14 protein-coding genes and 1 pseudogene are annotated in these 14,643 nt (G+C 66.3%); 6 read left to right on the forward strand and 9 right to left on the reverse strand.

From position 1 onward, the window contains the following. Positions 1-4 precede the first annotated feature (4 nt). From miv_RS30885 to miv_RS30900, 4 genes are all read right to left on the reverse strand, one after another. Positions 5-928 (reverse strand): 50S ribosomal protein L11 methyltransferase, encoded by a 924-nt coding sequence (locus tag miv_RS30885; protein ID WP_207183737.1) that lies wholly within the window; start codon positions 926-928, stop codon positions 5-7. A gap of 332 nt (positions 929-1,260) precedes the next feature. Continuing rightward, the gene (locus miv_RS30890) at positions 1,261-3,096 is read right to left on the reverse strand and encodes a 2Fe-2S iron-sulfur cluster-binding protein (protein WP_207183738.1); all 1,836 of its coding nucleotides are present in this window, start codon (positions 3,094-3,096) and stop codon (positions 1,261-1,263) included. 38 nt (positions 3,097-3,134) lie between these two features. Further along, positions 3,135-3,368 (reverse strand): EamA family transporter, encoded by a 234-nt coding sequence (locus miv_RS30895; protein WP_342345239.1) that lies wholly within the window; start codon positions 3,366-3,368, stop codon positions 3,135-3,137. Between the two features lie 157 nt (positions 3,369-3,525). Beyond that, a complete protein-coding gene (locus miv_RS30900) occupies positions 3,526-4,482 on the reverse strand; it encodes a PLP-dependent cysteine synthase family protein (protein ID WP_207183739.1) in 957 nt (318 codons plus the stop codon). Between the two features lie 456 nt (positions 4,483-4,938). Here miv_RS30900 and miv_RS30905 point away from each other — a divergent pair, with 456 nt between their 5' ends. From miv_RS30905 to miv_RS30930, 6 genes are all read left to right on the forward strand, one after another. Beyond that, positions 4,939-5,319, forward strand: coding sequence for a DUF3617 domain-containing protein (locus miv_RS30905; RefSeq protein ID WP_244749117.1), 381 nt, complete (start codon positions 4,939-4,941; stop codon positions 5,317-5,319). Beyond that, complete coding sequence (locus tag miv_RS30910) at positions 5,316-6,371, forward strand: histone deacetylase family protein (protein WP_207183741.1); 1,056 nt, start codon at positions 5,316-5,318, stop codon at positions 6,369-6,371. Before miv_RS30905 ends, miv_RS30910 begins: the two co-directional genes overlap by 4 nt. 35 nt (positions 6,372-6,406) lie before the next feature. Beyond that, on the forward strand, positions 6,407-7,390 hold the full coding sequence (locus miv_RS30915; protein ID WP_244749118.1) for a DNA-3-methyladenine glycosylase family protein: 984 nt from the start codon (positions 6,407-6,409) through the stop codon (positions 7,388-7,390). 47 nt (positions 7,391-7,437) lie between these two features. Next, a complete protein-coding gene (ada, locus tag miv_RS30920) occupies positions 7,438-8,529 on the forward strand; it encodes a bifunctional DNA-binding transcriptional regulator/O6-methylguanine-DNA methyltransferase Ada (RefSeq protein WP_207183743.1) in 1,092 nt (363 codons plus the stop codon). Beyond that, positions 8,526-9,257 (forward strand): 2OG-Fe(II) oxygenase, encoded by a 732-nt coding sequence (locus miv_RS30925; protein ID WP_207183744.1) that lies wholly within the window; start codon positions 8,526-8,528, stop codon positions 9,255-9,257. Before ada ends, miv_RS30925 begins: the two co-directional genes overlap by 4 nt. A gap of 237 nt (positions 9,258-9,494) precedes the next feature. After that, positions 9,495-9,890 carry a hypothetical protein gene (locus miv_RS30930; protein WP_207183745.1) on the forward strand — a complete coding sequence of 132 codons (396 nt, stop codon included), beginning with the start codon at positions 9,495-9,497 and terminating at the stop codon, positions 9,888-9,890. Positions 9,891-10,285: 395 nt separating this feature from the next. On the opposite strand, the gene miv_RS30935 is transcribed toward miv_RS30930, so the two are convergent. The 5 genes and pseudogenes from miv_RS30935 to miv_RS30955 all read right to left on the reverse strand — a co-directional run bounded on the left by miv_RS30935 (position 10,286) and on the right by miv_RS30955 (position 14,620). Further along, the gene (locus tag miv_RS30935; protein WP_207183746.1) at positions 10,286-10,717 is read right to left on the reverse strand and encodes a hypothetical protein; all 432 of its coding nucleotides are present in this window, start codon (positions 10,715-10,717) and stop codon (positions 10,286-10,288) included. Between the two features lie 652 nt (positions 10,718-11,369). Beyond that, positions 11,370-12,164, reverse strand: coding sequence for an IS21-like element helper ATPase IstB (gene istB / locus miv_RS30940; RefSeq protein WP_207183747.1), 795 nt, complete (start codon positions 12,162-12,164; stop codon positions 11,370-11,372). Further along, positions 12,161-13,204, reverse strand: a complete 1,044-nt coding sequence (istA, locus tag miv_RS30945) for an IS21 family transposase (protein WP_207183748.1) — start codon at positions 13,202-13,204, stop codon at positions 12,161-12,163. Before istA ends, istB begins: the two co-directional genes overlap by 4 nt. Before the next feature lie 161 nt (positions 13,205-13,365). Continuing rightward, positions 13,366-13,942 (reverse strand): annotated as a pseudogene (locus tag miv_RS30950) (recombinase family protein). A gap of 135 nt (positions 13,943-14,077) precedes the next feature. Next, entirely contained in the window at positions 14,078-14,620 is a 543-nt protein-coding gene (locus miv_RS30955; protein ID WP_244749119.1) for a hypothetical protein, read from the reverse strand. Positions 14,621-14,643 lie beyond the last annotated feature (23 nt).

Consider the following 14,643-nt stretch of genomic DNA (forward strand, 5'->3'; position numbering starts at 1 on the left):
TATCTCATCCATTCAGGAGGGAGATGGCGCCGTCGTTGCGCAGAATTACGTGGTAGGTCCGGCCAGTCGTGACGTGGACAGGCTCAGGGAAGGGATGGAAGGCCTGATGCCAGTGCCCGACATCGCGCACATCGTTCGACACGACGGAGGTGCCGAACTGCGCTTGGAAGTAGGACACGATGCCGTGACAGGTCCCGGTCCGGTAGGCTGTCATGGTTGAAGAGGCATCATTGGGCGTCGGCTGGAGGTAGTCGTAGCGGCGCATCTCGTGCACCGGCGACAGTGTCCTCGATTTATAGAGCTGGTAGTGGATCGGGAAATAGTACTGTGTCGAGAATTCGTTGATCGAACTCAGGTCGAAGGGTAGCCCGTCCATAATGCGGTTCTGCGCGGCGATTTCGTCTGAGTCGACGAGAAAACCGTATTGGCGAATTTCTGACGGGAGGATTACTGTGTCTTCACGCGCGACGCGCAGGATGTCCTGAGCGATTTGATCGTAACCTTCCCCCACGACGCCGCAATCAAGTGTCTCAGTGTAGATCACGTCCGGCGAGAAGTTGAAGGCGTCGGACTGGATGTACTGGCGGCTGGATCCATGCACCAGCGTGATCTGATCGGACAGGCTGTTCTTCGTGATGATCTGATCGGCGATCTCATAAAGCTGATCGTCCATCTCGCAGGTGTAGACGTGGCGTGCCCCGCATTTGACGAAGTACATCGCGATCAGTCCGGCCCCGGTGCCGATCTCAAAGACGGTCTTGCCGGATAGGTCAATCGCTGCGATTGCCTCGAAGATCGCGCGGTTGCGCGTGCGATCGTTAATCATCGGGAAGTGCCAACTAGGGAACCGGCGCTTCTGCTGGACCTGCGCCAGGAAGGCCATACTGGCCCCGCCGATCGGACGATGCTCTTCGCTCGCGATATTCAATTCTATCTCCCAGGGTTTGCGCGGCGCCCTCGGTGCTTTCAGCACTTGAGGCCGGCGTCTGGAGTCGCATCAAAATGGAGGGTGCCGGGGTGTTATCGCCATTCGCACAAATGGGCGGGAAGAAACGAGGGAGTCGGAAGGCGGGCGGCCCCGCCGCCGCGTCTCTGGACGTGGGCGTTCTTAGCTTCGACCATGGCATCAATAATCTGGCGGCCCTGCTCGACATGCCTGTCGTCGAACTCTGAGCCGCGATCGAGCACCGACTGTTGCTCGCAGACCTTGGTAGACGCCTCGAACAGGCGACGGTACGGTTTGCCGCCGACCCCGAGACCTCAGCAATCGACCACGATGGGCCCGAGAGGGCGCGTCTGGCAGGCGAGCACGTAGCCGTCGGCGCGATCCGCGGCCGAGAGCCCGACCTCGCAGCCGCCCGCCACCTCCCCCCCGACGAGCCTGACTTTGCAGCGGCCGCACACCCCGGCGAGGCAGCCGCTGTCGAGTGGGATCCCGCCCGCGATGGCGGCATCGAGCAGAGTGTCACTGCCAGTCACAGTGATGGACACAGCGGAGTGCGAGAAGCGCACCTCCCGCTCTCCCGCATCCGTCAGATCGGGCGCAGGAGGCCTCCCGAAGGCCTCAATCTCGATACGGACGTCTGGCACGCCCAGGCTTTGCAGGGTGGCCCGGGCGGCCGCCGTCATGGCGACGGGTCCGCACAGGAGCACGTGGCGCTCCATGACGTCCCCCACCCTGTCCTGCAGCCAGGACGCGCTCAGCCGCCCGCGACTGCCCTCCCAAGTGTCGCCCGGCGCCGTCAGAGTGACATGGACCCGAAGACCCGGCAGGCGCGCACCCAGCGCAGCGACCGCCTCTGCGAAGATGAGATCTTCGCGGCGGCGAGCGACCTGGACGAGATCGACCCTCCCCGGCCAGCCCGCGTCGGCGAAGAAGCGCAGCTTGGAGATCAGCGGCGTCATGCCGATGCCGCCGCCAATCAGCAGGATCGCGTCAGCGTCGCGGTCGTCGAAACCGAATTCGCCGAATGGGCCCGAGACCTCGATGCGCTCCCCCGGCCCGAACTGCTCGTGTAGGAGGCCCGACACCGTCCCCTCTCGCTTCACGGTCACCTCGCAGTGGTCAGTGCTCGCCGGAGAAGAGGACAGGCTGTAGGCCCGCTGATGGCGCGCGTCCCCGTGCGTGACGGCGATCAACACGAACTGGCCTGCGCGAAACCGGAACGGCAGGGCGCCGCCGTCGGGAGCGCGCATGCGGAACGTCTTCACGCCGGGCGCCTCGTCACGCACGCCATCGATTGTCAGGGTACCGGCCCAGAAGTCGCATGGACTCTCGGCCACCACGGTCTCGATGGCGGCATCGCGCGACGTCACCGCATCGCCCACCGCGAAGCTGTCGGCGCCGCGCAAGGATCCAAGCCGCGTGTTCACCGCGACCCGGAAGAAGTGGTTGAACCGCGTCGGGTCCGACCAGGCGGGCCTCGTCCGCCGCCGGAGTTCGGCGAAACGGAGCGCGAAGTCACTATCGGGGCGCCCCGTATCGGGGTTCCGCGCGGGCACCACGCAGCGTTGACAAGGGTTTATGCCAAGGAACTCGACCGCGCCAAGGCGGAACGCGACCGCCTCGCCCGCCTCGCCGAATAGCCGGTCCTCCCAGAAGGCAGGGACGCCACCGACCTCGACGTTGGTCCTGAGCCGGGCGCGGACCTGTTCGATCCGCAGGCCGAACCAGCGGCCGATCTCCGCAATGGTGGCGACGCTGATCACCGTCGGACCGGGCGAATGTGTGTCGTCGGGGTAGCCCGTGGCATGGTCCGCCCGGAGGTGGACGGTGAAGCCGAGGGCGTCGCTCAGCCACGCCTCCATCGGACCGGGATCGCCGTCGAGGGCGAAGGTGGTCTCAGGCAGGCCCACGCGGCCACCGACGTGCAACGTCACGCTGCGCGCGTCGAGATCATACCGAGACCGGATGACGTGGATCGCCGCGTGGGTCTTGCCGCTCACGACCCGACCCCGGTCGTCGAACAGAGCCCATCGTCGATCGTCGGCGAGGGCCCCGCTAGCCAGCACATGGGCGCGGCTCACTTCAGCCCCGTCGAGCGATTTGATCGGAAAGATTAGGATGCGGGAGATGAAGGGTGCAGTATCAGTCATGGCGTCCGGGACTCGGTGCGTCGACGGCGGGTTGCCTCTCAAGGACCGGCGATGGATGCGCCGCGCCCGTCAGATGTCGTCAGGGCCATGCCCGCGAAATGCTTGGGATCGAGCCCTTTCCCGAGCACTAGCGCCCCAAGCATGATAGCGCTGACGAGAATCAGGAAGGTGACGAGGAGCAGGTTAGTCGCGCCGGCAGCCTCCAGGACGTGAAAGTAGAAGACGTAGACCAGCGCTGTGAACAGCGTGGCAATCCCAATTATGGCCACCACGTCGCGAGGTTTTACACTTTGATCTTATAGGGCCGGTCCACATAGAGCGCGACGGGTATTAGCGTGCAGCTGCGCCCGTCGTCGACGATATTTCAGAACGCCGGTTCATGCACGAGCCTCCCTCGAGCGGGCGGCGGTGTTGCCACCGCCCGCCGATTCAAGCGTATCGGTACATGTCGGTGCTGAGGTACTTAAATCCTGTGTCGCAAAAGATCGTAACGACGACCGAGCTCGGCGGCATCCTCGCTGCGATCCGCAGCGCGGCGACCAGGTTCGCCCCCGATGAAGGGCCCGCGAAGATCGCCTCCTTCTCGGACAGCTGCTTGGCGCTGTCGAACGCTTCCCGCACTGAAACGGTCATGATCTCGTTGGCCAAGTTCGGGTTCCAGTGATGCACGACGAAGCCGGCTCCGATGCCTTCGATCGCGTGGCCCCCGGGCTGGCCGCCCGACAGCACCGGCGATTCCGCCGGCTCCACCGCGACCACGTGGATGCCCTCCTTCGCCTTCGATAGCTCGGTGGAGATCCCGCGCAGCGAACCACATGTACCTACACCGTGCACGAATGCGTCGATTCGGCCATTTGTCTGATCCAACAGCTCCCTGGCCATCTGCCGGTATCCGACCAGGAGATCGTAGTTGTTCATCTGGTCGGTCCAGTAGACATTTTTATCTTGGCTCAGCTTGCGGGTCTCCTCGATCATAGTCGTGAAGAGAGCCTTCGTGATCCCGCCGCCGTGGCTCGGGATCAGGATCAACTCCGCCCCCAGCGCCCTCATGTGGTTCAACTTCTCGTCACTGAATGCGTCCGACGTCACGATGCGCAGGGGGTAGCCCTTCACGGAACAAACCTGGGCGAGGGACGTGCCCGTACTCCCTGAGCTGTATTCGACGACAGAGTCGCCGGGCTTGAGCTTGCCGCTCCTCTCAGCCTCCTCGATCATGGCCAGGGCCATGCGGTCTTTCATGCTACCCGTTGGGTTGGCCAGCTCTAGCTTGGCGAAGATGCGCGCACTGGTCGCCGGCACAATACTGTTGCTCAGCTCAATAAGGGGCGTGCGTCCGATGCAACCGAGGATGCCGGGCCTGTCAAGGGCAATTTGTTCGATGTTCATTGCCAGTCTCCGCCCCGTCTGGGGATCGTCGTCTCGGTCGGCGCGATCGGCTATCTTAGCTGCCGCGGGATTCATGTTCGGAACAAGTCGCCGAGCGCGCAACCTACACAATTGTGTCAGGCTAAATCAGAGACCGACCGTCTCCTTGTTGCGTTGCTCCTACGACATGCCTTGTTCCTGTGGCTCCATTACGTTCGTCTCAGAGCCGGCCGTACGGCCAACGGGTCGTGCCGAAGGGTAGGCATCCCCCGGGTCGCCGCACCTCGGCTCGTGCGCTCGAACTCGTAAGGTCGCGCGCCGCCCACGGCACCGGATACGGGAGCAAGAACCGGGGTGCGGACTCATCCAAGCCGTGCTGCCATGCCCAGAAATAAGAGGTGTCCGATGCTGTCGATCCGAGTTGGCTGCTGCCTGGCGGCGTTGCTCATGCAGCCAGCGTACGCAGTGGAGCCTGCCATGCTGGAGAGCGGCAGCTACGAGGTCGAGGTGAAGCTCGAACTGCCGCACCTGGAGGATATGACCGGCAAGAAGGTGGTCCGGCGCTGCCTCACCTCGGAGGCGAACGGCAACAACCACGGCATCGCGGTGCTCAGCGACAACAACCCCCTGAGCCAGTGCCCGGTCTCCAACGTCCGCCAGGACGGGGGCGAGCTCACCTTCGACATCGCCTGCGCAGGCAGGAACTCGGCGCATGCCAGCGCGCGCTACGTACTGGCGCCGGCCTCTTTCCGCGGCCGCATCGCCATGCAGATGGGCGGCAAGAACATGACCATGACTGAGGTCCAAGCAGGCCGGCGCACCGGGGCCTGCGACGCCGGCAAGACCCCGGCCCCGTGAGCGGTCCCGACCCGGTCCGCCCGACCCGGCGCGGGTTCGCCGCCGGCTCCGCCGCCCTTGCCCTCGCGGCCGGTCCGACGCGGGCCGCGGGGCCGGCGGCTGGGCGGACCCTTCTCATCACCCACCCGGCCTTCGCGGGTCACGAGGCCAGTCCGGGCAACCCGGAGCGACCGGCCCGGATGCGGGCGGTCGACGACGCGCTCACGGGACCGGACTTCGCCGCCCTACGGCGCGAGGGGGCGCCGATGCGGGAGGACGTCGAGGCTGCAATCCTGCGCGTGCATTCCGCCGCCCATCTCCAACGCATGCGGGTGGCGGCGGAGGAGAGCCGCGCCGGACCGGTCCACCTCGATCCGGACACTGTCGTCTCCGCGGGCACTTGGGAGGCCGCGATGCGCGCTGTCGGGGCGGGTCTGCGCGCTGTCGATGCGGTAATGGACCGGTGCTCGGGCGTCTCGAACGCCTTCTGCCAGGTCAGGCCGCCTGGGCACCATGCGGGTCGGGAGACAGCGATGGGCTTCTGCCTGTTCAACGCCGTGGCCATCGCGGCCCTGCATGCGAAGGCAAGGCATGGCGCGGAGCGCGTCGCCGTGGTCGACTTCGATGTCCACCACGGCAACGGCACGCAGGCGATCTTCCTGTCGGATCGGGACGTGTTCTACGGCTCGACCCACCGCATGCCGTGGTTCCCCGGGACCGGCGCGGCCTCCGAGACCGGCGTCGGCAACGTCTGCAACGCGCCGTTAGGGGAAGGCGACGACGGAGGCCCGTTCCGTGCGGCCTGGACGGGTCGCATCCTACCGGCCCTCGACGAGTTCCGCCCCGACCTGATCCTCGTCTCGGCCGGCTTCGATGCCCACGAGGGCGATCCGCTCGGCGGGTTGCGGCTGGTCGAAGACGACTTCGCCTGGGTGACCCGTGCGATTGCCGCGGTCGCTCATAGCCGCTGCGGCGGGCGCATCGTCTCCCTCCTGGAGGGAGGCTACGTGCTCAATGCGTTGGGCCGTTCGAGCGCGGCCCATGTCCGCGTGCTCGCCGAGAGCGCCGCATGACGGGGCCAGATCGTCGATTGCTCAAGGATCGAGACATGCCGGTCAACGCAACCACGGTGCTTCACCTCTCGTACCAGGCGCCCTTCGACTGGGATGGGGTGCAAGCCTATCTCGCAGCCCGCGCGATCCCGGGCGTTGAGACCGTACGGCCCGGGCGGTACGCCCGCACCGTCTCCTCGGGCGGCGAGCAGGGAATCGTCGGGGTCACGCGCGAAGGCGATGCCATCGCGGTCACGGTCATAGGACCGGTCGGCGACGCCGCGGCCCGGATTGGACGCCTGTTCGACCTCGGCGCCGATCCGATCGCAATCGGCGAGGCGCTCTCAGCGGATCCGTTCATGGCTGGGCTCGTGGCGACCCGTCCCGGCCTGCGCGTGCCCGGTGCCTGGGACGGGTTCGAGCTCGCGGTCCGCGCCGTCCTCGGGCAGCAGGTCTCGGTTGCAGCCGCCACGCGGCTCGCCGGCAGGCTGGTCGAGGCATTCGGAAAACCGCTGGTGCTCGGCGACCCGGAGCCCGGCCTGACCCACGTTTTCCCGTCGCCTGCCGACCTCGTCGAGGCGGACGTGGCGCTCGCCCTCAACATGCCCCGCGCCCGCGGCGCCGCCATTCGGGCCATCGCCGCCGCAGTTATCGCCGAGCCGGACCTGTTCGACCCAGGCCAGGGCCTCGCGTCAGCCACCGCCCGTCTGAAGGCCCTGCGCGGCATCGGCGACTGGACGGCCCACTACATCGCCATGCGAGCCTTGCGCGAGGCGGACGCCCTGCCGACCGGTGACATCGGCCTGCTGCGAGCCCTGGAAGACGAAGTGGGTCGCCCGACCGCCAAAGCCCTTGAGGTGCGCTCGGCGTCATGGCGGCCTTGGAGGGCCTATGCCGTGCTGCACCTTTGGGCGCACGACGCCGACCGGATCGCGGCGCTGCCGTCGCGACCATCGAAAATCCAGAAAACGGCAAAAACGATACCGGAGCAAGGAGCGGGATGCGGGCGCGGCAGAGGCGTCGCAAAGATGTCCTTATGAGGTGGCGCCGAGCGGTGCCGCAGCCGACAACACAAGGAGATGCCGCGATGTCAATCGCCGAACGCGCCCGCCCGCAAGCGCCCGTCACGCCCCCGGCCGACGACACCGTAAAGTGGATGGCGCTGAGGACCCGCGACGCCCGGGCCGACGGCAGCTTCGTCTACTCGGTCAGGACCACGGGCGTGTATTGCCGGCCGAGCTGTCCGGCCCGACCAGCTCGACCCGAGAACGTCGGCTTCCACGCGACCTGCGGGGACGCCGAGGCGGCCGGCTTCCGCCCGTGCAAGCGCTGCCGTCCGAACGAGCCCGCCCTGGCCGAGCGACAGGCTGAGGCCGTCGCCCGCGCCTGCCGTCTGATCGAGGAGGCCGAGACGATGCCGGCGCTGGAGCGCCTCGCCGAGGTCGCCGGCATGAGCGCGTTCCACTTCCATCGCGTGTTCCGGAAAATCACCGGTATAACCCCAAAGGCCTATGCCAATGCGCGGCTCGCGGGCCGGATCGCCTCCGGCCTGAAGGATGCCGGGTCGGTGACCGAGGCGGTGTTCGACGCCGGCTACAAATCCTCCAGCCGGTTCTACGCCAAGGGGACGGAGCGGCTCGGCATGACCCCGACCGCCTATCGCAAGGGCGGCGTCGGCACCCGCATCCGCTTCGCGGCAGCCGAGTGCTCTCTCGGCTCGATCCTGGTCGCAGCCACCGAAAAGGGCGTCTGCGCTATCCTGCTCGGTGACGACCCGGACGCCCTGGTCCGCGACCTCCAGGACCGTTTCCCGAAGGCCGAGCTCTCGGGGGGCGACGAGATGTTCGAGCGCTGGGTCGCTGAGGTCATCGGCTTCGTCGAGGCGCCCGGGCGCGGTCTCGACCTGCCCCTCGACATAGGCGGCACCGCCTTCCAGCAACGTGTCTGGACGGCGCTCCGCGCCATCCCGGTCGGTGCCACTGCGACCTACGCCGACATTGCCCGCGCCATCGGCGAGCCAGCCGCCGTGCGGGCCGTGGCCCAGGCCTGCGGCGCCAATCGGCTAGCGGTCGCCATTCCCTGCCACCGGGTGGTCCGCTCGGACGGATCGCTGTCGGGTTATCGCTGGGGCGTCGAACGCAAGCGCAACCTGCTGGCCCGCGAAGGGGCGGCCCGATGAGCGCAGCGACCGCACGGCTTGTGGCCGAGCCTCACATCGTGGACGGTCTCGACTGGCCTCGCATTGAGACGGAACTCGACGCGGTCGGCTGCGCCACCACGGGCCCGCTCCTCGACGAGGCGGAGTGCTCCGCCCTGCGCTGCCTCTACGATGACGACGCCCGCTTCCGCAGCCGGATTGTCATGGCCCGGCACGGCTTCGGGAGGGGGGAGTACAAATACTATGCCCACCCCTTGCCCGATCCGGTCGCTCGGTTGCGGCCGGCGCTATACGAACGCCTCGTGCCGCTGGCCAACCGCTGGAACGCGGCGATGGGCGTCGACGTGCGCTATCCTGCGGAGCACGAAGCTTTCCTGGAGCGCTGCCACGCGGCCGGCCAGGGACGACCGACGCCTCTGCTGCTGAGGTATGGGCCTGGCGACTACAACTGCCTGCACCAGGACCTTTACGGGGAGCACGTCTTCCCGCTTCAGGTCGCAATCCTGCTGTCCGAACCCGGACGCGAGTTCACGGGCGGCGAGTTCGTGCTGACCGAGCAGCGCCCGCGGATGCAGTCCCGGGCCGAGGTGGTCACCCTCCGCCAGGGCGAGGGCGTGGTCTTCGCCGTCCATACCCGGCCGGTGCAGGGGACCCGCGGTACCTACCGGGTGAACCTGCGCCATGGAGTCAGCCGGGTGCGCTCGGGCGAGCGCTTCACCACTGGCATCATCTTCCACGACGCCAAGTAGACAACAATAGGACGAACCCCCATGCCCTGACACTGCAAACTGGCCCGCGCCGCGTGCAAGGTTTTTCGGACATCTGCAGCTTATCCCATTTTTCTTACGGTCTATGCAAACTATCGGACTGAAATAGACTAGATATATGATATAATGATTGCAGATTATTTGATTTATAATCCGTTCTGTATTGCAGCAAACTTCCGAACGGCACCACGTTGGGCGCGTGGTCCTGAGCCTCACGTGATGGCCGCCAGGAGCGCGATCTGGCTCGATGCGCCGCCCGGCATCCGCGCGCCCGAGCCGGGGGACATGGTGCGTCTCTGCTCATGGGGACGGGTCGGAGGCGCCGACGATCTCGTTTCCGCCCTCGCTGGGCACGAGATCGTGCTCACCGCTCATGTGCCGGTGCCGTCGGCGATCCTGCAACGATGCCGCTGGGTACGGGCGGTGGTCGGCCTCGGTCCGGAGGCGACCGGTGCCGTGGATTGGGAGTGGATCCGGTCCACCTGCCTCGTCGTCGGCCGGGTCGAGACGGCCGGCATCGACGGCGTGGAGGCGGCGGTCAGAGCCGAACTCGTCCGCATCGGGCAACGGCTGCATGCCCTCGATGCCATCGGGGAGGGCTGGGAGGGGACATGAGACCTTGAGGCCAGTTATCAATCACATGAAAGAGATCTCGCAGTGGACATCGAAGTTGTGACTAAGCCCCTCACGATAGACAATATGTCGGATATCTTGCTCCCGATATCGAAGGCAATAACAATACTCATCGATCAGCTCGAGAGTCTGGTGGCTGCAAACTGTCAATCCACGAACATTTCAGAAGAGTCGGCCGAGTTGCTGGCAGAAGCAGGACATGCCGCTTTGCGGCACTCGCGTGCTTTGAGGCACGAGCTGCATGAGCGACGGCGGGACGGGAGAGGCGCGAGCGCACTTCTGCCCCCGGACGCCCCGCCATGATCTCGAAACCCTGATCACCTCGAACCTGCACCCGACGCGGCGGCCCTTGGTTCAACGTCGCGATCCTCTCACCGCTAGATCATCGGGTAGGGCCCGAGAAACAGGTCGCCGAGTGCCCGGCGCCGCAGGTAGGTCAACCGCCGCCGCCGCAGGTGCTCGGGCCGGTCGTGAATTAGGTGGCAGCGCTGGCACCACGCGGCCAGATCCCGGTCGCCGTTCAGGCTGGTGTCGTGCGCCCGATGGCAGGTCGCCAGGATCGGCAGCGTCAGCCGAGCGTCGGCCAGGGCCGCGAGACCGGGTGGGCGCCGAAGCGGCCGACCCCGGCCGGAGCGCCAGTGCCCGGCCTCGGCATCGTACCAAGTCCCATCGTCCAGACAGACGATCACCTGCCCGTGCGGTCGCCCGCAGGTCTCGCAGCGCCCGCCGGCCCGGCCGAAGCGGATCGCGGCCGAGAGCTGCGGCCAGTCGATCGGGTAGAAGTGGCGGTGTTCGGGGCGGATCGGCACGATGCGGCCACGCTAGCACAGCCGAGCCGACGGCGAGTGTCAAACGGCATCGGAACGGGGCTCATCCGCATTTTTGGTGCAAACGGTCGAGCCTCCCAGCCGCTAAATTATTGGAAAGATTAACTTATCAATGATTTGCAGAAGCTTGTCCGTAGAGTCGGCCAGCCCCTTGGATGTCAAGCTCGAAATCAGATCCGAAACAAGGACTTAGACGGCAAGCCCATCTTTCGCCTGCACCGAAAGTGCGGATGAACCCTTATTCCACGCCTAATCACACACTTCTTCCTTCGACTTCCGGATGGGATCAATTTCGAGCGCTTCCATGACCAATGCCGAGCGAGGGGCTTCCTGCTGCACACGGCAGCGAAGCACACGGAACAAGGCTTCGTGACGGGCCTCGTGGTGGGTTACTCGTCGCTCACGCTCGAGACGATCAAACACACCGGGGCTGCTTTGGGATCAATACTGCGTGGATGCTGAGGAAGCTGGCGATTGACGAGGGTATATGTCCTCGACGTGAACCGTGCGATGTAATCATGCCCCTTGAAGCCTGAATCCGCAGGACTTCGGGGAGCCACCCCAGGTGGTGTCAACGCCGATTGAAGTCTGACCCACCTTTGGCTTTGTCGCCGATCATAACCTGACCCACCCCTCACGCGGGAACGTCTGGTTCCCGCACTGGGCGCGCCACCAGTCCGGCGCGCCGCTTGTCCTTCAGCCGGTAGCTCTCGCCGGTGATCGTCACCACGCTGGCGTGGTGCAGCACCCGGTCCAACATCGCCGCCGTCAGCACCGCGTCGCCGGCAAACGCCTGGTCCCACGCCCCGAACGAGAGGTTCGACGTCAGGATCATCGCGCCCCGCTCGTAGCGCTTGGCCGCCACCTGGAAGAACAGGTTCGCCTGCTCGCGCGCAAACGGCAGGTAGCCGATCTCGTCGACGATCAGCAGGCGGTAGAGGTTCACCGCCCGGTGCATCGCCTCCTTCAGGCGCCCCTGGCGCTGCGCCGTCTCCAGCATCAGGACCAGGTCCGCCGCACTGGTGAAGCGCACCTTCATCCCGCGCTGCGTCGCCAGGTAGCCGAGCGCGATCGCCAGATGCGTCTTGCCCACGCCGGACGGACCCAGGAACACCGCGTTCTGCGCCCGCTCCACGAAGGCCAGGCTGGCCAGTTCCTGGATCTGCGCCCGCGGCGCTCCGGTGGCGAAGCCGAAGTCGTAGCCCTCCAGCGTCTTCACCGCCGGGAACCCCGCCACCCGGGCGAACATCTCCCGTGCCCGGGTGCGCCGGGCCTCGCGTTCGGCGCGCAGCACCTCCTCCAGGAAGACGGCGTAGGGCGTGTCGCGCTCGGATGCCGCCTGCGCGAGCGCGCCGTAGGCCGCGGGCACCGCCTGCAGGCGCAGCTCGGCGCAGAGTTCGGCCAGGCGGGCATGCTGCAGGTCGCTCATGCCGGTTCTCCCGTCATCAGTCCCGAGAGCCCGTCGTAGAGCGCCAGCGGGTGCTGCAGCCCGACCACCGGATGAGCGGGAGCCGGCACTGCCGGGGCCTGGATCTGGCGCACCGAGCGGCCGCCATAGGGCGGCGGCACCGGCTGCAACTGCGTCCGTTCCACTTCCAGGCGCTCGGCCGGCACCGCGCCGGTCGTGGCATGGACCCGCTGGTTGGCGACCGTGCGCAGCCAGCGACCTGCCGCCAGGTTGGCCGCCTCCCGGTCGAGCACCAGCCCCTCCTGGCCGAGCCGGCTGGCCAGCGGAACGTAGAAGCTGCCACGCAGGTAGCGGATGAAGCGCTCGACCTTGCCCTTGGTCTGCGCTCGACCGGGCTGGCACAGCCGGGGCCGGAAGCCGCAATGGCGGGCGAAGTCCAGGAAGCCGGCCTGGAAGCGATGACGCCCGCGACCGTAGGCGTTCCGCTCCACCACCACGGTGCGCATGTTGTCGTAGAGCACCTCGCGCGGCACGCCCCCGAAGGCCAGGAAGGCGTTCTCGTGGGCGGCGATCAGCGTCTCGAGGCGCTCGTCGGTCACAAACTCCAGGTAGGTCGCCCGGCTCCAGCCCAGGGTTGCCACGAACACCGAGAGACGGTCGGCGCCGCGCCGCATCACCGCCCAGTCAACCTGCATCTGCTCGCCCGGCGCCGTCTCGAAGCGCACTACCGGCTGCGGGGTCGGCGCCGGCGCCAGGCCGGCGACGAACTCCTTGAGCATCGTGTAGCCGCCCGCATAGCCCCGCTCGCGCAACTCGACGAGCAGCACGCTGGCCGGGATCCGCTCCGGCGCCGCAGCCGCGAGGCGCTCCACCACGTAGTCCTTGAACGGGTCGAGCTTGCCCGGTCGGGGTGGCCGCCCCTTGTAGCGCGCCGCCGCCTCGTCGCGCAGGTAGCGCCTCACCGTGTTGCGCGACAGACCCGTCGCGCGGGCAATCTCGCGGATGCCCTTCCCGTGCCGATGCAACACCCGGATCTCCAACGCTGCCTCCTCACCCACCATCCGGGGCCCCTCCCGCAGAAGGAGCCCAGCCTACGGCCTGGATCAGGTTTCAAGCGGCGACTGGGTCAGTTTCACACCGGCGGCTACAGGTGGCGAGTAGGGCACGGTTCCGAAGGGACGCGTCAGTTTCGGATACCGTCGGGCAACGCGGATCGCCTCTCTCACGTTCCTCGCTCGACTGCGTCACCTGGCCCGTTCATTCGGAGTGCCCGGTAGACGCTGGCCCTGGCGATCCCGAGGCGGCGGGCGATCTCAGCCGGGCCTACGCCCTCGGCCTTCAGGGCATGCACCTTGGCAGTGTCGATCGAAGGCCGCCGCCCCTTGTAGATGCCGGCAGCCTTGGCCTTGGCGATTCCCTCCATCTGGCGCTCGCGGCGGAGATTGGTCTCGAACTCGGCGAACACACCCAACATATCCAAGAAGGCCTTCCCGGCGGCCGTGCCGGTGTCGATTGGCTGCTCGGTGGCCTGCAGGCGGGCTCCCTTGGCCTTCAGGGTGCGGACGATATCCTGCAGATCGCCGATGGAGCGGGCGAGGCGGTCGATGCGGGTGATCACGAGGGTGTCGCCCTTGCCGATGAAGTCCAGCACGATCGACAGTTCGGTCCGGCCGGTGGTCGAGGTGCCGGAGGCCTTCTCCGCGCGGATCGGATCGCAGCCGGCCGCCTTTTAGGGCTTCGAGTTAGATCGCGAGGTCCTGATCGGTGGTGGAGACGCGTGCGTAGCCGATACGAGCCATGAAACGTCCCGGATGGGTCTAGACCATGCGGGTATGGCGTCTCAAAACCTCGAATGCAGCCCTATTGAGGCGCCATTCCACGTCTCACGGCTACGTCTGATTTGGATATACCCTAATTACCGACGGTTTTCACCGTCATAGATTTTTCGACTCGGACGCCTTGTTACGCTGCCGTGGTTTTGGTGATGTTGGACTGCTCTTGCCCGCTCCTGATAACTCACGCCGAGAGCGAGGCGACTTTGCCGGGGCTTCACAGAAAGCCAGCAATCTCTGCGCATACGCCAACGAGGCCTCTGCCACCGCCCCTTTCGTGACGAGGAACACCCATCCGAAAAGGAAGATGGTGAGTGGGATGCAGATTGCGACGCCGAGCCATAAACGTTCGCCTGTAGGCATTGCCAGCGCAAGAAGGAGACTATGCACCACGAGTGCGGTGACGCTCAGCGCAATACCGAACGGCTTGAGACCTAGAAGATTACGCTGAAACCCGTAAGAGATGTTTTCGTCTAGAAGAAGAGCTGACCCTGCACTTATTCGACTGTGCTCCAGCAACCAGTCGACCGCCGATCGTGCGCGGCGGAAAGCCTCCTCTGGCCCCACCTTTTCCTCGTCAGCCGTTGATAGTGTCCTGTCATGACGTAGCAGGTAGGCGCGATAGCGAGCCTTCGTCTCAGCCACGAGCGTGTCGTCTGAGTGCGTCA

Source organism: Methylobacterium indicum (assembly GCF_017347565.1).
Classification (GTDB): Bacteria; Pseudomonadota; Alphaproteobacteria; order Rhizobiales; family Beijerinckiaceae; genus Methylobacterium; species Methylobacterium indicum.